The organism is Salinicoccus hispanicus (assembly GCF_009831115.1).
Lineage (GTDB): Bacteria > Bacillota > Bacilli > Staphylococcales > Salinicoccaceae > Salinicoccus > Salinicoccus hispanicus.
Genome location: NZ_WUUK01000001.1, coordinates 216,173 through 233,552, shown reverse-complemented (window position 1 = coordinate 233,552; position 17,380 = coordinate 216,173). Strand labels below are relative to the sequence as shown.

Genomic DNA, 17,380 nt, shown 5'->3' with positions numbered 1-17,380 from the left:
CCCTCCTATTTACAATGAGACTGCCAGAACTGGCAGTCTCATTCCTGTTTTATATTTCAGATATGATCGGGATGATCATCGGACGTCGTTTTGTATTGTCATACAGATACTTGCCGAGATCATCTCTTATACTCTGTTTGAGCGTACTCCATTCCAGTTTCTTTTCGTCCATCGAATCAAGTACGATCTTATGGACACGTTCCTCTGCTTCCTTCAGAAGGTCTTCGCTCTCCTTGACATAGACGAAGCCCCGCGACTGGATTTCCGGACCAGCCATGATCCTGCGTTTTTTCGGATCGATGGTGATGACAGCGATAAAGATGCCATCTTCACTGAGCAGTCTGCGATCTCTGAGTACGATATTGCCGACATCGCCGACGCCGCTGCCATCGATCAGTACATTTCCTGCAGTGACCTTATCTGCGCTGATCATTTTCTGGCCGTCATAAGTAACAACGTCACCTTTTTCCAGCAGGAAGATGTTTTCAGGCTCCACGCCTGTTTCAGCGGCAAGCTTGGCATGGGCGATCTGCATCTTGAATTCTCCCTGTACAGGGATGAAATGCTTCGGCTTCATTACATTGAGCATGGTTTTGAGCTCCTCGCTCATGCCATGGCCGGATGCATGGACACTGCGCTCAGGTGTCGCCACCTCGGCACCAGCTTTGACGAGTTCATTCATGGTGCTGTAGAGGATGACTTCCATATTTGAAGAAGGTGTCGTCAGTATATAGACGATATCGCCTTCCTTGATATTCGTCACTTCATGCTGACCCCGGGACATTCTGCCAAGTGCTTCAATCGGTTCGCCCTGTGATCCTGTCGCTATGATGACAACTTCATTATCAGGATAGTCGCCTATTTCATGGCTTGGAACAAGCAGGCCTTCCGGAATATCGAAATATCCCATATTGCGTGCGACTTTGAATGAGCTCTCCAGCGTACGGCCGAGGAATGAAACCTTTCTTCGTGTCTTGGCGGCATTCGTCAGAACCTGCTGTATGCGTACAAAGTTTGATGCATAGCATGATACGATGATTCTTCCACGTGCTCTCGCAAAACCGTCCAGAATATGCTCTTCGACCATGTTTTCAGGCGTATTGTATCCTCTTCTTTCCGCTTCAGTGGAGTCACTGATGAGGGCCAGAACATCCTTTTTGGCGACATCATACATCTTTGCCATGTTGTATCCGTAGCCGTTCTTCAGGCTCTGATCGAACTTGAATTCACCGGTGTAGACGATGGAACCGTACTTCGTCTCCAGGCTCACGCCATAGGAGTCGGGAATGCTGTGGCTTGTTTCAAAGAATACCATCTCTACATTTTTGAACTTCATGCGGGACTGACTGTTGATTGTATAGAATTTCACTTTCTTGTTGACGCCCTTCGCCTTGAGGCGATCTTTGACGAGTGCAAGAGTGAGTTTTGATCCGTAGATCGGCACATTGAGGGAATCGATGATATAAGGAATCGCGCCGATGGCATCCTCATGGCCGTGGGAAAGGAAAATCCCCTTCAGCTTCTGCTTGTTTTCCTGGATATAGGTGATGTCAGGAATGACGATATCGACACCGAGCATTTCATCCTCCGGGAACATGAGTCCCGCATCGAGGATGAACATCTCATCTTCCACTTCGACCACGTACATGTTCTTTGCAATCTCGCCGACGCCACCGAGCGGTATGATTTTGACTTTCGCTTCATTTTTTTTTGCTTCGTTCAAATTATTTCCTCCTAAAGCCTACTTGAAAGTGGCGTGGTAGAACTTCCCATCTATTGTAAGGTGGGATACTTTAACCTTTTCTGCATTGTATCTTGTCTCTTCGCTGCTTTTCAGCGTGAGATGATCGATTGTCTCTTCTCTGGAATTCAGGTCTTTGAGTGTGTTTCCGAACATCAGGTCTTCAAAAATGACCTTCACTTCATCATCTTCTTTGATTCTCAGTTGACCCGTGACTTCATAAGTCACTTCATCAAGTTCAACTTTATCAAAAATCATTACTGCTTCTCTCCTTTTTCCTCTTCAAGAAGTACTTTGCGGGAGGCATTTACTCTGCCCTGGTTGTCGATGTTAGTTACTTTGACAAGGAACTTGTCCCCAACTTCAGTAACGTCTTCAACTTTGGCAACTCTTGAAGTATCAAGCTGCGAAATATGGACGAGTGCATCCTTGCCCGGGAAGAGCTGGACGAATGCGCCGAACTTCTCAATGCGCCTCACTTCGCCCATATAGGTTTCTCCTACTTCGGCAACACGTGTCAGGTCTTTGATGATCTGTTTCGCACGCTCGATCATTTCAGAATCAGTATGGCCGATGAATACCGTACCATCCTGTTCGATATCCAGTTTGACACCTGTTTCATCAATGATTTCGTTGATCTTTTTACCACCGGGTCCAATGACGCCTCTGATCTGATCCGGTTTGATATGCATGACTTCGACTTTAGGCGCATACTGGCTGACTTCTGCACGTGGTTCGCTGAGCGTTGCCAGCATGTTATCCAGAATCTGGGCACGTCCAGTTCTTGCCTGCTCCAGTGCTTCACGCAGAATATCTTCACTCAGACCTTCGATCTTGATGTCCATCTGAATGGCAGTGATGCCATTTTCAGTACCAGCTACCTTGAAGTCCATATCACCAAGTGCATCTTCCATTCCCTGGATATCGGAAAGGATCGTGTACTTGTCATCTTTCATGACAAGTCCCATCGCAATACCGGCAACAGGTGCCTTGATCGGTACTCCCGCATCCATCAGTGCAAGTGTGGAACCGCAGATGGAAGCCTGTGAGCTGGAACCGTTGGATTCGAGCACTTCTGAAACAAGGCGGATCGTGTATGGGAATGCCACTTCATCAGGAATGACCTGAAACAGCGCACGTTCACCAAGTGCACCATGGCCAATTTCACGACGTCCCGGTCCTCTGATCGGACCCGTTTCCCCTACAGAGAAATTCGGGAAATTGTAGTGGTGCATGAAACGCTTGTTCTCTTCCACACCAAGGCCGTCGATGATCTGATGCTCACCGAGCGCACCAAGCGTACAGATGGAGAGCGCCTGCGTCTGGCCGCGTGTGAACAGCCCGGAGCCGTGGGCTCTCGGCAGCAGACCGGCTTGAGAGTCAAGTGGTCTGATTTCGGAAGGTTCGCGTCCATCCGGACGGACTTTTTCTTCCGTGATCAGACGACGGACTTCATTTTTAAGAAGGCCTTCAAGAATGCTTGAGGCTTCTGCACGGATGTTCTCGTAGTTTTCTTCAGACTCGTCGAATGTATCAAGAATGCGTTTCTTGGCATCATTGATTGCTGTCTCGCGCGCCTTCTTATCCGGATCCTGAATGGCATCATACAGTCCCATGGACAGTGCTTTTTCTTCCATCTGCTGCTTGAATTCAGCATTTGTCTCAGCCAATTCGAAAGGACGCTTTTCAATATCCATCCCGTCCAGAATGGACTCCTGGAAAGCAACCATCTTTCTGATGCTGTCATGTCCGAACATGATCGCTTTAAGCATTGTTTCCTCTGATACTTCCTTGGCCCCTGCTTCGACCATGTTGACGGCATCTTTCGTGCCGGCCACCTGAAGGTCGATTTCAGAGTGTTCCAGTTCATCAGTCGATGGGTTGATGACAAATTCTCCATCAATCAGTCCGACGGTCACACCAGCAATCGGTCCATCAAACGGAATATCGCTCACTCCAAGTGCGAGGGAGGATCCGAGCATGGCTGCCATCTGTGGCGATGCATCCGGATCAACAGAAAGCACAATGGACATGACCTGCACATCATTTCTGTAGCCATCCGGGAACAGTGGGCGGATCGGACGGTCGATCAGACGGCTCGTAAGGGTTGCTTCCTCACTTGGCCTGCCTTCACGCTTGTTGAAGCCGCCAGGTATTTTACCTGCTGCGTACAGCTTCTCCTCATAGGCTACTGTCAATGGGAAAAATGGCAGATCCTTCGGCTCTTTTGACGCTGTTGCGGTACTGAGTACCACCGTCTCGCCGTAGCGGACCAGAACAGCACCATTTGCCTGTTTCGCCATTTCTCCATATTCGACGGTCAGCTTATGTCTGCCCCATTCTGTTTCGTATACTTTTTTCGTTGATTCTGTCATAATTTGTCTTCTCTCCTTAGTAAGGCTACTTGTTTCAATCATATCACTTTTGCAAAAAAATATACATAAAAAAGGCATATCCATAGGATATGCCAAATCATTTCTTATCGACGGAGACCGAGTCTCTGAATGAGTTCACGGTATCTTTGAATGTCATTGTCACGAAGGTAAGTGAGCAGGTTTTTTCTGCGTCCAACCATTTTTAGAAGTCCTCTTCTTGAATGGTGGTCCTTCTTGTGTGTACGCAGGTGATCGTTCAATGCTGTGATCTCAGCTGTCAGTACAGCAATCTGTACTTCCGGAGATCCAGTGTCGGATTCGTGTGTACGGTATTCCTGAATCAGTTCATTTTTGCGCTCTTGTGTAATTGCCAATAGAAACGCCTCCTTGTTATTATTGTTCACCGCTATCCGAGCAGATGTCGGAGTTTCGCTCTGCCAAGACTAGGGTACTTCGCTCATTATACTTGAATCATCATAGGTTTTCAAGTAGGCCGATGGCTTTTTGCTTATCTTTTGCAATCTGTGCTTTCAGTTCATCTATCCCATTGAACTTCCACTCCGGACGGATGAAATGATGCCAGTGGACGGTCACGTTCTCACCGTAGATGCTCTGGTCGAAATCAAAAAGATGCACTTCAATGGAAACACGCTCCAGGTTGTCGTGGAAGGTCGGTTTGACACCAACATTGCACACGCCCTTATGGACCGTCCCCTCATTATCGATCTGCATGCTCACTGCATAGACGCCTTTCGCCGGAAGATGGTAGCGGTATTCAGGTTCTATATTGGCCGTCGGGAAACCGATCGTCCGCCCGCGCTTCTCCCCCTGCACGACGACACCTTTCACTTCATATGGTCTGCCGAGGATCAGATTAGCGTGCGCGAGATCGTGCTTGGCCAGGTCTTCCCTGATGCGGGTAGTCGAAATCTTCTCTTCTCCTTCAGCTATCTTGCCGACACCTGTCGTATTGAAGGATTCATACTTGGAAAGCATTTCAATATTGCCTTTGCCGAATTTACCATATGTAAAATCGAAACCGGCTGTCACTTCCTTGATATCAAGCGCCATGATATACTGCTGGACAAATTCATCAGGAGTAAGGTCGGCGAGCGCGCTGGAAAAATTGATGACGAAGCAGTAGTCGATGCCGCGTGCTTCCAGCATGCCAAGCTTTATATCAAGCGGCGTCAGATATGTTGTCCGCTGCTTTTTCGGACTCAACACAACTGAAGGGTGGGGATCAAAAGTCATTACTGCCTTTTTCAATCCCTTGTCTTCGGCAATCTCTTCCATTTTACTTATGACATTCTGATGCCCTCGATGGAGGCCATCAAAGAAACCGACTGCCACCGCAGAAGGTTCCAGGTCCAGTTCATGCTGTTCATGTGGATAGTGAAGTCTGTAGATTTTCATTTCATCGCCTCTTATAAATTGAACATTTGATATGGTTTCATCAAGCCTTCGTGTTCAGGATGATCGTAGTATATCCCGATCGGCACGCCTTCATGCTTCAATGCCACCATTTCGACATTCTCCATGTCTACTTTGTCCATGATATCAGATTTGCCCACTTTCTGCCCATTGCGAATTCTGAAAAGGAAATCTGCATCCGTAATATCGATGGTCGGCAGTGACTCGATGATCTCTGCAATTGGAACGATATGATCCTCGGGATCTGCTTCCTGCAGTGCTTCAAGGGTCACTGTCTGCTCCAGAGTGATGCCGCATGATTCCGTGCGCACGAGATGGGACATATGCGCCGCCACACCGAGAGCCCTCCCGATATCGACGGCCAGCGTGCGTATATAAGTTCCCTTCGAGCATTCGACATCAATCTCAAAAGTTATCAGGCCGTCTTTTCTATCAATATCACTCGTGCGGCTGATACTGTGAATGTGCACTTCCCTGATTGGACGCTCCACTTCAATTCCCTGACGGGCATATTCATATAACTTTCTGCCATCTACCCTGACGGATGCATATTTCGGCACCTGCTGCAGGTAGTTCCCTGTGAATCCTTCAACCGCCTGGTCGATCGACTTATCCGTGATATCTGAAAGATCATCACTTCTCGCTTCCACAGTGCCGGTCTGATCCTCCGTATCCGTGGAAAAGCCGAGTGTCACCTCCGCCCGGTACCGCTTCTTCTTCGTCTGCATGTATTCGGTAAGTTTGGTGCCATCCCCGATGACAATCGGCAGCACACCAGTCACCTCGGGGTCCAGTGTACCGGTATGCCCCACTTTCTTCATATGTAGTATTTTGCGCATGCGTACAACAACGTCATGGCTCGTCAATCCTTTTGGTTTATTGATGGGTATTACACCGTGCATATCCATATGCCTCCATATAAAAATAAAAACCTGGGGGGCGAGCCCCCTCAGGTCTATTTATCTTTGATTTCATTCAGCAGATTTTCAATCTTATGGCCGTATTCAATGGAAGTATCATACTTGAACTGAAGTTCCGGCGCTTTTCTGATTCTGATTTCCCTTGCCACTTCTGAACGGACCAGTCCTTTGGAACGTCCCAGTGCCGCTTCCACTTCCTCACGATTCTCGTTCAGGGAAGTGAAATAGATGGTCGCAATTTCCATTTCTTTTGTCAGCTCGACATCCGTAACCGTAATCATACCGATATCAGGATCTGATACTTTGGTACGGAGTGTCTCACTTACAACTTTCTTGATTTCTTCTGCAACTCTTTCATGTCTATTGCTCATAGTCATCACCTTTCAATTTCAACCATGATATAAGGTTCGATCTGGTCTCCCTCTTTAAGGTCGTTGAAATTCTTGATCGTGAGTCCGCACTCATAGCCGGCAGTCACTTCTTTTGCATCGTCCTTGAAGCGTTTGAGAGTATCCAGTTCACCTTCATAGATGACTATACCCTCTCTGATGACTCTTACACCAGAATCCCTGGTGATTTTGCCATCTGTTACATAGGAACCGGCAATTGTACCCACTTTGGATACTTTGAATGTCTGACGCACTTCCACATTACCGATGACCTTCTCTTCAAATTCAGGATCGAGCATGCCTTTCATCGCAGATTCAATCTCTTCGATGACGTTATAGATGATGCGGTGGAGTCTCATGTCGATGCCTTCACGATCTGCGGCTTTCTTGGCATTGACGTCCGGACGGACGTTGAAGCCGATGACGATTGCCTGTGATGCCGACGCAAGTGTAACATCGGATTCATTGATGGCGCCGACGCCAGTGTGGATGATGCGTACGTTGACACCTTCAACGTCGATCTTCATGAGTGAGGCACTGAGTGCTTCAACAGATCCTTGGACATCCCCTTTGATGATGAGGTTGAGGTCTTTCATTTCGCCTTCCTTCATCTGCTCGAACAGGTTGTCCAGGCTGACTGCAGACGGCTGATCACGGTCTTTCATCACCTGCTGTTCGCTTCTCGCCTCACCGATGCTGCGCGCTGTCTTGTCATCCTTGAATACGACAAAACGGTCGCCTGCCTGCGGTACATCATTCAGGCCAGTGATTTCAACCGGCGTGGAAGGTCCTGCCTTCTGGATGCGTCGGCCGAGGTCATCCACCATTGCTCTGACTTTACCGAAAGTATGGCCGACCACGATGGAATCGCCCACCTGCAATGTACCGTGCTGGACGAGCAGTGATGCTGCTGGTCCTCTTGATTTGTCGAGTTCCGCTTCGATGACTGTACCGACAGCAGGTCTGTCGCTCTTCGTCTTCAGTTCTGCAACTTCACCGACAAGCGTGATCATTTCAAGCAGATCTTCGATACCATCACCGCTCAGGGCAGATAGTGATACGAAAATCGTGTCACCACCCCAGTCTTCAGGGAAGAGGCCATGTTCGCCGAGTTCTGTCATGACACGGTCAGGGTTCGCTGTCGGCTTGTCCATCTTGTTGACAGCAACAATGATCGGTACTTCAGCCGCTTTGGCGTGGTTGATGGCTTCGATTGTCTGAGGCATTACACCGTCATCAGCTGCCACAACAAGTACCGTGATATCCGTCACCTGTGCACCGCGTGCACGCATTGTAGTGAATGCTGCGTGGCCCGGTGTATCGAGGAATGTTATCTTCTTGCCACTCGATTCGATCTGGTAGGCACCGATATGCTGCGTGATGCCGCCTGCTTCGCCTGCCGTCACTTTCGTATGGCGGATGGAGTCGAGCAGCGTCGTCTTACCATGGTCGACGTGTCCCATGATTGTTACGACACTTGGTCTTTCTTCAGTCAGGTCATCGCCAAGTTCGAAATAGTTTTCGAGATCCGTGTCATCCACGATGATTTCAAGCTCTGCAGTGAATCCATTGTCGCTCGCAATGAGTTCCACTGTATCATTATCAAGCGTCTGGTTGATGGTCGCCACTGTACCGACCATGAACAGGTCCTTGATTATTTTTGAAGATTCAAGACCCATTTTTTCAGCGAGTTCGCCTACTGTAATGCCTTCCTGATACTTGAATTCCTTAGGGATTTCGACTACCTTCTGAACCGGCTTCTGCTTCGGCTGATTAGAACCATTGTTCTGCTTCTTGTTCTTTGGTCTGCCGCCTGCGCCCGGTTTCTGGTTCCTGTTGTTTCTGTTTCTCTGGTTCGGATTGGTACCCTGTCTCTGATTCTGGTTACCACCCTGGCCTTGTGGCTTCTGGGTAGTCCCTTGGCCTTGTGGCTTCTGGCTGCTACTCTGACCCTGGGACTTCTGAGCACTGCCCTGGCCTTGTGGCTTCTGAGTACCACTTTGGGCTTGTGGCTTCTTGGTACCTGAATTCTTCTGGGAACCAGAAGCAGTGCTTGAAGCATTGGCTTTCTTGAATTCCTTGTTCAGAAGTTCAATTTCGTTGTCTTCCAGTGACTTCATATGGCTTTTGACTTCAATGTCTCTTGCCTGAAGGAACTCGATCACTTCTTTGCTTGCGACTCCGCTCTCTTTTGCATATTCATAGATTCTGATTTTACTCATCGAATCACTTTCCTTTCTCTTTAAGCTGCAGCATCTTCCGGCTGAAACCTGTATCTGTCACTGACAATACCACGCGGTTCGGTGCACCCGTCGCAATACTGAGATTCTCGTTGGTATAGTCATCAATCAACGGTACGTTATAGTAGTTGCATTTATTCCTGACTTTCTTCGCTGTGCTGTCTCCTGCATCGCTGGCAATGAAGACAACTTTCGCCCTCTTGTGCTGGATGGCTTCTATCGTCTTATCTTCTCCCGTCGTCAGCATGCCTGCACGTTTGGCCAGCCCCAGAAGATTCAGTATCTTATCCATCATCTTTTAGGGATATCCTCACGATAGATCAGGCGGATGATCTCATCGTAGACAGGGGACAGTGTTTCGCTATCAAAACCGAGCCTGCCTTCGAGCTTCCTGCCCTTACGTGCCTTTTCCACCGTTTCAAGGTTTTTAACCACATAGCTGCCACGGCCGTTCTTCTTGCCGGTCGGGTCGACGGAGACTTCGCCTTCCTTGGTCACAACAATGCGCAGGAGGTCTTTTTTGGGATGCATTTCATTAGTCAGGATACATTTCCTGAGTGGTACTTTCTTCTTCATGATATATCACCCGCATGTATTATTCTAAGACGCCTTCTTCTCTCGCGTCGGATTCACTCTTGATATCAATCTTCCATCCGGTCAGCTTTGCAGCCAGACGAGCATTCTGCCCTCTTTTACCGATGGCCAGGGACAGCTGGTTATCCGGTACGATGACCATTGTGGACTGGTTGTCTGCATCCACGACGACATCGACGACCTGGGATGGGCTGAGTGCATTTTTGACAAATATTTTCGGATCGTCATTCCAGAGGACGATATCGATCTTCTCGCCTGAAAGTTCATTGACGATCGCTTCCACTCTTGCGCCACGCGCACCGACACATGAACCGACTGCATCCACGTCCGGATTTTTGGCGTAGACGCTGATTTTGGAACGCTCCCCAGCTTCTCTTGCAACACTCGTGATTTCAACTGTACCATCATAGATTTCAGGTACTTCCTTCTCGAATAGACGCTTCAGCAGATTGGGGTGTGTTCTCGATACGAAGATCTGAGGGCCTTTTGTCGTCTGCTCGACCTTGTTGACATAGACCTTGATCCTGTCATTCGGACGATAGACCTCATTCGGCATCCTTTCGGATTCACTCAGTACTGCATCTGTCCGGCCCAGCTGGATGTGGACGAAACGATGGTCGACACGGTCGATCAGGCCGGTCATGACCTCATCCTCCTTGTCGATGAATTCATTATAGAGAATGCCCCGCTCAGCATCACGGAGACGCTGCATGACAGCCTGCTTGGCAGCCTGTGCGCCGACACGGTTGAAGTCCTGCGGTGTAACGTCCTCATCGAATGGATCGCCGATTTCATACGCCGGATTGACGGTACGGGCCGTTTCAAGATCGATCTCCGCTGTAGAGTCTTCGACTTCCTCCACAACATCTTTTCTGGAGATGACACGGTATGTGCCGTTTTCCATGTTCAGATCGACTGTAACATTCCGATGCTGGGAATAGTTCTTTTTATATGCTGTAAGAAGTGCTGCTTCAATTGTTTCGACAAGCACTTCTCTGGGAATGCTTTTTTCTTTTTCAAGATATTCTATTGCATTCAATAGTTCCTGGTTCACTTATAAGCGCCTCCAATCATAATATTACCGCTTTGCGTATCGTTGCGATCTTATCGCGGCTGACGACCACTGTTTTTGTGCGGGTCTTGTCCTTATACTCTATGGTTACAGTATCGGAATCATAGTGCTTCAGGATTCCTGTCCATTCCTTTTTGCCTTCGATCTGCTGATACGTTTTGACATATATGCCCTGGTCCAGTGTCATCTCCAGATCATCATCATCCTTGATCGGACGTTCGGCACCGGGAGAAGAGACATCCAGGAAATAGCCGCCTTCGATGATTTCCCATTCATCCAGCTTTTCACTCAGCATTTCACTTGCCCGGGCGCAGTCCTCGAGCGTGATGCCGCCCTTCTTGTCGAGATACAGTCTCAAATAGTAGTCAGGACCTTCTTTCACGTACTCCACTTCAATGAGCTTATATCCCATTTCTTCGACGAGTGGCTGTGCGTGTGTCATGACATTCTGTTCAGTACGATTCATCTGTCCATTCCCCCTCCTTCAAAACTAAGAGAAGAACGGGCATGCCCGTTCTTCTCCTTGTGACTGGGTATTTAATATCGTAATAATTATATCACAGAGCCTTTACGCCTGCAACTTGAAGCTACATGTCGAAAATGGAGAGCTGGGCCTTGTCCGGCAGGTGATTGAGACTGCCAAGTTCAGTCAGATAATCGACTATCTTCTGGGACACTCCGGCACGCTTGTTCAGATCCTCTTTCGAGATGAATGGCTCTTCATCCCGCGCTTCGACAATGCGTCTTGCCACACTGGCTCCAAGCCCTGGTACGGCAAGGAATGGCGGATAGAGTGCGTCGCCTTCGATCCTGAACTCGGTACTGTCGGATTTCTCGACGTCCACAGGCCGGATCTTGTAGCCGCGCTGTGCCATCTCGTTGGCAAGCTCCAGCACGACGAGCGTATCCTTCTCCTTTTTGGTCAGCTCCTGGAAACGCTGGTTCATCTCCTTGACCTTATGCTTGATTGTGGTACTGTCCTTGACCATCGTCAGAAGGTCGAAGTCCGATGCACGCACAGTGAAGTAGCTGGCATAGTAGAAAAGTGGATGGTGCACTTTGAAATAGGCGATTCTGACCGCCATCAGCACGTAGGCCGCAGCGTGTGCTTTCGGAAACATGTACTTGATCTTCTTGCAGGAGTCGATGTACCAGCCCGGTACACCCTGCTCCCGCATCGCAGATTCATGCTCCTCGCTCAGCCCCTTCCCTTTCCTGACCTTCTCCATGATACCGAAGGCAAGCGAGGGTTCAAGGCCCTGATACATCAGGTAGACCATGATATCATCCCGGCAGCCGATGACATTCTTCAGATCCGATATACCGCTTCTGATGAGGTCCTGTGCATTGCCGAGCCATACATCCGTACCGTGCGACAGTCCTGAAATCTGGACAAGTTCACTGAATGTCGACGGCCTCGTATCTTCAAGCATCTGCCTGACGAAGCCGGTACCGAACTCGGGTACTCCGAGCGTGCCTGTGCGGCAGTTGATGTCCTCCTCCGTCACACCGAGTGTTTCCGGTGAACTGAAGAGCGACATGGTCCGCGCATCATCCACCGGTACGGTCTTCGGATCGATGCCCGAGAGATCCTGCAGCATGCGTATCATTGTCGGATCATCGTGTCCAAGTATATCCAGCTTCAGCAGATTGTCGTGGATGGAGTGGAAGTCGAAGTGCGTCGTCTTCCATTCGGACTCCACATCGTCAGCCGGATACTGGATCGGTGTAAAGTCGTATATATCCATATAGTCCGGCACAACGATGATACCGCCCGGATGCTGTCCGGTCGTCCGTTTGACGCCACTGCAGCCGAGTACAAGCCGGTCGATTTCAGCACCTCTGCGCTGCAGGCCATTATCGTTCAAGTAGCCTTTGACGTAGCCGAACGCGGTCTTCTCCGCAACTGTGCCGATGGTCCCTGCACGGAAGACCTTGTCTTCACCGAACAGCTCCTTCGTATAGTTATGCGCCACAGGCTGATAGTCGCCACTGAAGTTGAGGTCGATATCCGGTACCTTGTCGCCTTTGAAGCCAAGAAACGTCTCAAACGGGATATCCTGCCCTTCCTTGATGAGTGTGCTGCCGCATGTGCCGCAGCTCTTATCCGGAAGGTCATAGCCCGAGCTGACACTGCCGTCCATGAAAAACTCGCTCGTTCTGCATTCCGGACATACATAGTGCGGCGGCAGCGGGTTGACTTCGGTGATTTCAGTCATTGTCGCAACAAAACTCGATCCGACCGATCCACGCGAACCGACAAGGTAGCCGTCTTCAAGTGATTTCGTCACGAGCTTCTGGCTGATCAGATAGATGACGGCAAAACCGTTGCCGATGATGCTTTCAAGCTCCTTCTCGAGACGGTCTATGACCACCTGCGGCAGTTCTTCACCATAGAGCGCACGCGCGTTGCTGTAGCTCAGTTCGCGGATCTGATCGTTGGCACCCTCGATATTCGGTGTATACAGTTCATCTTTGACAGGGACAACCGTGTCGATGCTGTCGGCGATCCGGTTCGGTGCATCGATGACAACTTCCCTTCTGACAGATTCATCGAGGAAAGAAAATGCATCAAGCATCTCATCGGTCGTTCTGAACTGTGCGTCCGGCAGCCGGCCGCGGCTGAGCGGATTACCCGGATTGCTTTTCACGAGAATATCACGGCACAGCTTGTCGGATTCATCCAGATAATGGACATTGCCGGTCGCTGCAACGGGCTTATCGAGTTCATCACCAAGTGTGATGATATTGCCGATGATCTCCTCCAGTGTCGACTCGTCCCGCACGATTTCGCGGTCGAGCAGCCGGCTGTACAGTGCTTTCGGGAGAATCTCGAGGTAGTCATAGAAGGATGCCACCTTCTTCGCTTCCTCATACGACTTCTGCATCATTGTCGTAAACACTTCACCGGAATCGCACGAACTGCCGATCAGCAGTCCGGCCCGGTGTTTCTCGAGCACCTGCTTTCTGATGCGCGGTGTCCTGTAGAAATGGTCAGTCAATGAAGCTGAAACGATTTTGAACAGGTTTTTCAGGCCTTCCTGGTTCTTGACAAGAATGGTGACATGCATCGGCATGGCACGCTTGTAGGATTCTTCATCAGAGAGTTTTTCATTTATATGGCTGTGATTGTCGATGCCGAGCTTTTTGATCTGAGAGAGCATCTTGATGAAAATATAGGCAGTTGCTTCAGCATCATAGATCGCCCGGTGGTGCTGGGTCAGTTCGACATTATATTTCTTGGCCAGTATATTGAGACCATGCTTCTTGAAGTCCTTGTTGATCGCGCGGGACAGCTCCAGTGTATCTATGACACCATTGGTATAAGGCTCGATCCCTTCTCTGCGATAGGCTGCTTCAATGAATCCCATATCGAAGCTGGCGTTATGTGCGACGAAGATCGCATCCCCCACCCAACTTTTGAAATCACTGATGACTTCTGAGATCGGTGGTGCATCAACGAGCATGTCATCCGTAATACCGGTGATTTCCTTGATGGTTTCAGTCAATGGTTCATTCGGATTGCTGAACCGTTCAAAGCGGTCGATGATCTCGCCATTTCTCACTTTGACGCCGGCAAGTTCAATGATCTGGTCATACTTTGATGACAGGCCGGTCGTCTCCACGTCAAAGACGACATAATTGTGGGTCTCAAGCATGATATCCTGGGGCTTGTAGGCGATCGGCGCACCGTCATCAACAAGCAGTCCTTCCATGCCATAGATCATCTTGATGCCGTGCTTTTCTGCAGCATGGTAGGCATCCGGAAAAGCCTGCACGGTGTTGTGGTCGGTCACAGCCATGGCCGTATGGCCGAAATCCTTCGCCCGTTTGACATATTCGCTGATATTGCGCAGTCCATCCATCTGGCTCATTTCGGAATGGAGATGGAGTTCGACACGCTTTTCAGGACTTTTATCCATCTTCTCGGGCTTCTCTATGACATTCATATTGCGGATCATGAGTACCATATCTCTTGAGAACTCGTCGTATTCCACATTACCTTCAATGATGACCCAGTCGTTTTTCTCTAGGGCATCGAATACGGCATCGTCGTTCTTGCCATGCCTCGAAAACATTTTGGCTGCAATGGAATCCGTATAGTCGGTGAGCTTCAGCTGCAGTATTTTCCGTCCTGTTCTGAGCTCCCTGACTTCGCTATCGAAGATGACCCCTTCCACTTTGACATTGAACTCTTCCTCTACGACCGTTTCAAGCGGTCTGATATCGTTCAGATTCATCGACTTCCCGATCTGCTTGACGACATCTTCCTGCTGTTTCTTCATATCCGCTTCAATGTCCTTGCGCTGCTCGATGAAGCCCTGCACAAGCTCGGTCTTCTCTTCCTTCAGACGTTCTTCCAGTTTCGTCCGCCTGTCGGAATCGAGTACCTTGTCGACATGGAACTCGATGCCTGTGATCGGCATGCCGTACATGCTGTAGGCGGATGTCAGATTGCCGTTGATATGCTTATTGAAATGCGCGACTTCTATATCGTTCTGTACAGAAAACATCAGTGTACCGCTTTTGAACTGCTTGTCACAGTTGAGCAGCTGGAACCGGATGTTTTCATTGACGCTGATATCCGTCAGTGCATATTCAAGATAATCCAGTATATCCTTATCCGTATAATGATCTGCGGAAATGAAGAGCTTTGTCTCCGCAATATTCGAGAAAGTCTTGCTGATACTGTCTTCCATCATGGCACGCAAGGAAGCAGGAATCATGTTTTCAAAATGAAGATGAAATTCCCACAGCCTCCGTTCATCATCCGATACGACCTTTTTCAGTGTACCGGTCGATAGATGGTTTTCGTTCCCCTTTATGCCTGCCTGCTGGAGCAGTACATTGAACTGATCCTTGCCCTTCACTTGCAACACTCCTATAAAAGCGCGTAAATCAGAGATTTACGCGCATGACTTCTTCTAATAGTTCACTTCCAGATACTGCAGTACATCATCAATGGACAGATCCATCGACTCTTCGCTGCGTCTTGCCTTGACTTCCACTTTACCTTCTTTGGCACCCCGACCGATGACAACCCTGTATGGCAGGCCGATCAGATCGGAATCGGCAAACTTGACGCCGGCTCGTTCTTTTCTGTCATCATAGAGGACACGATATCTTTTGCCAAGTGATTCATAGAGATCTTCAGCTATTTTGACACCCTCGTCATCCTTCGGATTTGCTGTAATGATATGGATATCAAATGGTGTGACCGCCTTCGGCCAGATGATGCCCCGGTCATCGTTATGGCTTTCGATGATGGCCGATAGTGTCCTTGATACACCGACACCATAGCAGCCCATGAGTACAGGGACGCTGCGTCCATTTTCATCAAGAACGTTCAGATTCATGGACTCGGAATATTTCGTGCCGAGCTTGAATACCTGACCCACTTCGATACCCTTCATGAATTTGACAGGACCGCTGTCGTCCTGTGCCATCTCCCCTTCTGTGATGAAGCGGAAATCATCGTAGTCCACTACTTCGTAGTCGCGCTCATGATTGACATTCACAAAGTGATAGCCGCTCTCGTTGGCACCTGTCGGATAGTCCTGCATGTTACGCACCTGATGGTCCAGGTAGACCGGAAGCTCGGTATGGACAGGACCGAGACTGCCTGGTGTGGCATTAAGCAGATTTCTGATCTCCTCGTCCGTTGCGAAATCAACATCATCAGTTTTGAAATAGGACTTCACTTTGATGTCATTCAGTTCGTGATCGCCACGAAGAAGTATCATGGCGTAGTCGTTGCCGATACGCATGATCATCGTCTTCGTCGTCTCCTCGACAGTGATATCCAAGTGTTCTGCCAGTACAGCGCAAGTCGCAACCCCTGGCGTTTCAACCTTTTCGATTTCCTTGCTGCTATTGGTCTCGACAGGCTCAGGCACTGGACATGCCGCCTTTTCGATATTCGCGGCATAGTTGCTGCCGTCAGTATAGACGACCGTATCCTCACCAATATCGGCAAGCGCCATGAATTCATGGGTATGGCTGCCGCCGATCGCACCGGAATCCGCTTCAACCGCCCGGTAGTTCAGTTCAACGCGGGAGAAGATGTTCGAATAGGCGTTATACATATCTTTATAAGTTTCATCAAGTGATGCTTCGTTGCTGTGGAAGGAGTATGCGTCCTTCATGATGAATTCACGGCCGCGCAGCAGTCCAAAGCGCGGACGCAGTTCATCACGGAATTTGGTCTGGATCTGGAAGAGGGTCAAAGGCAGCTTCTTGTAGCTCTTCAGCTCATCTCTCAGCAAAGCCGTAATCATTTCTTCATGAGTTGGCCCAAGTGCAAAATCACGATCATGACGATCTTGAATTCTCATAAGCTCCCTACCATAGGCATCCCAGCGTCCGGACTCCTGCCACAGTTCCTTCGGGTGCAGCACCGGCATGTGGATCTCCACACCACCAACAGCGTTCATCTCTTCCCTTACAATCTGCTCGATATTATTGAGTACAAGCTTCGTAATCGGCAGATAAGTATATATGCCGCTCGCCATCTGCTTGATCATGCCCGCCTTCAGCATGAGGCGGTGACTCAGACTTTCTGCATCCTGTGGGGTCTCTCTCATTGTAGGTATAAACATTCTGGATTGTCTCATT

At 49.2% G+C, this 17,380-nt stretch carries 14 protein-coding genes; all 14 read right to left on the bottom strand.

Features of this window, described 5'->3' with window-relative positions; genetic code table 11:
- Positions 1–49: 49 nt before the first annotated feature.
- Complete coding sequence (locus GQ671_RS01120; protein WP_160651444.1) at positions 50–1,723, bottom strand: ribonuclease J; 1,674 nt, start codon at positions 1,721–1,723, stop codon at positions 50–52.
- A gap of 18 nt (positions 1,724–1,741) precedes the next feature.
- Positions 1,742–1,999: a hypothetical protein gene (locus tag GQ671_RS01115; protein WP_160651442.1), complete on the bottom strand. Its 258-nt coding sequence runs from the start codon at positions 1,997–1,999 to the stop codon at positions 1,742–1,744.
- Positions 1,999–4,116, bottom strand: a complete 2,118-nt coding sequence (gene pnp / locus GQ671_RS01110) for a polyribonucleotide nucleotidyltransferase (protein WP_160651439.1) — start codon at positions 4,114–4,116, stop codon at positions 1,999–2,001. Before pnp ends, GQ671_RS01115 begins: the two co-directional genes overlap by 1 nt.
- 104 nt (positions 4,117–4,220) lie before the next feature.
- Entirely contained in the window at positions 4,221–4,490 is a 270-nt protein-coding gene (gene rpsO, locus GQ671_RS01105) for a 30S ribosomal protein S15 (protein ID WP_160651437.1), read from the bottom strand.
- 100 nt (positions 4,491–4,590) lie between these two features.
- The gene (locus tag GQ671_RS01100) at positions 4,591–5,532 is read right to left on the bottom strand and encodes a bifunctional riboflavin kinase/FAD synthetase (RefSeq protein ID WP_160651434.1); all 942 of its coding nucleotides are present in this window, start codon (positions 5,530–5,532) and stop codon (positions 4,591–4,593) included.
- An 11-nt stretch (positions 5,533–5,543) separates the two neighbouring features.
- A complete protein-coding gene (gene truB / locus GQ671_RS01095) occupies positions 5,544–6,452 on the bottom strand; it encodes a tRNA pseudouridine(55) synthase TruB (RefSeq protein WP_160651431.1) in 909 nt (302 codons plus the stop codon).
- Between the two features lie 53 nt (positions 6,453–6,505).
- A complete protein-coding gene (gene rbfA, locus GQ671_RS01090; RefSeq protein ID WP_160651428.1) occupies positions 6,506–6,841 on the bottom strand; it encodes a 30S ribosome-binding factor RbfA in 336 nt (111 codons plus the stop codon).
- A 5-nt stretch (positions 6,842–6,846) separates the two neighbouring features.
- Positions 6,847–9,081, bottom strand: coding sequence for a translation initiation factor IF-2 (gene infB, locus GQ671_RS01085; RefSeq protein WP_160651425.1), 2,235 nt, complete (start codon positions 9,079–9,081; stop codon positions 6,847–6,849).
- 4 nt (positions 9,082–9,085) lie between these two features.
- Positions 9,086–9,391, bottom strand: coding sequence for a L7Ae/L30e/S12e/Gadd45 family ribosomal protein (locus GQ671_RS01080; protein WP_160651422.1), 306 nt, complete (start codon positions 9,389–9,391; stop codon positions 9,086–9,088).
- Positions 9,391–9,678: an RNase P modulator RnpM gene (rnpM, locus tag GQ671_RS01075; protein WP_322789457.1), complete on the bottom strand. Its 288-nt coding sequence runs from the start codon at positions 9,676–9,678 to the stop codon at positions 9,391–9,393. The genes GQ671_RS01080 and rnpM overlap by 1 nt, the downstream gene beginning before the upstream one ends.
- A gap of 16 nt (positions 9,679–9,694) precedes the next feature.
- A complete protein-coding gene (gene nusA, locus GQ671_RS01070) occupies positions 9,695–10,747 on the bottom strand; it encodes a transcription termination factor NusA (RefSeq protein WP_160651413.1) in 1,053 nt (350 codons plus the stop codon).
- A 16-nt stretch (positions 10,748–10,763) separates the two neighbouring features.
- A complete protein-coding gene (rimP, locus tag GQ671_RS01065) occupies positions 10,764–11,231 on the bottom strand; it encodes a ribosome maturation factor RimP (RefSeq protein ID WP_160651410.1) in 468 nt (155 codons plus the stop codon).
- A gap of 121 nt (positions 11,232–11,352) precedes the next feature.
- The gene (locus GQ671_RS01060; RefSeq protein ID WP_160651407.1) at positions 11,353–15,636 is read right to left on the bottom strand and encodes a PolC-type DNA polymerase III; all 4,284 of its coding nucleotides are present in this window, start codon (positions 15,634–15,636) and stop codon (positions 11,353–11,355) included.
- A gap of 54 nt (positions 15,637–15,690) precedes the next feature.
- Positions 15,691–17,379 carry a proline--tRNA ligase gene (locus tag GQ671_RS01055; protein ID WP_160651404.1) on the bottom strand — a complete coding sequence of 563 codons (1,689 nt, stop codon included), beginning with the start codon at positions 17,377–17,379 and terminating at the stop codon, positions 15,691–15,693.
- Position 17,380 lies beyond the last annotated feature (1 nt).

Bases quoted from the DNA above. Each gene is read 5' to 3' on its own strand.
- GQ671_RS01115 (WP_160651442.1), bottom strand. From the start codon at position 1,999: ATGATTTTTGATAAAGTTGAACTTGATGAAGTGACTTATGAAGTCACG.
- pnp (WP_160651439.1), bottom strand. From the start codon at position 4,116: ATGACAGAATCAACGAAAAAAGTATACGAAACAGAATGGGGCAGACAT.
- GQ671_RS01100 (WP_160651434.1), bottom strand. From the start codon at position 5,532: ATGAAAATCTACAGACTTCACTATCCACATGAACAGCATGAACTGGAC.
- truB (WP_160651431.1), bottom strand. From the start codon at position 6,452: ATGCACGGTGTAATACCCATCAATAAACCAAAAGGATTGACGAGCCAT.
- rbfA (WP_160651428.1), bottom strand. From the start codon at position 6,841: ATGAGCAATAGACATGAAAGAGTTGCAGAAGAAATCAAGAAAGTTGTA.
- infB (WP_160651425.1), bottom strand. From the start codon at position 9,081: ATGAGTAAAATCAGAATCTATGAATATGCAAAAGAGAGCGGAGTCGCA.
- GQ671_RS01080 (WP_160651422.1), bottom strand. From the start codon at position 9,391: ATGGATAAGATACTGAATCTTCTGGGGCTGGCCAAACGTGCAGGCATG.
- rimP (WP_160651410.1), bottom strand. From the start codon at position 11,231: ATGAATCGTACTGAACAGAATGTCATGACACACGCACAGCCACTCGTC.
- GQ671_RS01055 (WP_160651404.1), bottom strand. From the start codon at position 17,379: ATGAGACAATCCAGAATGTTTATACCTACAATGAGAGAGACCCCACAG.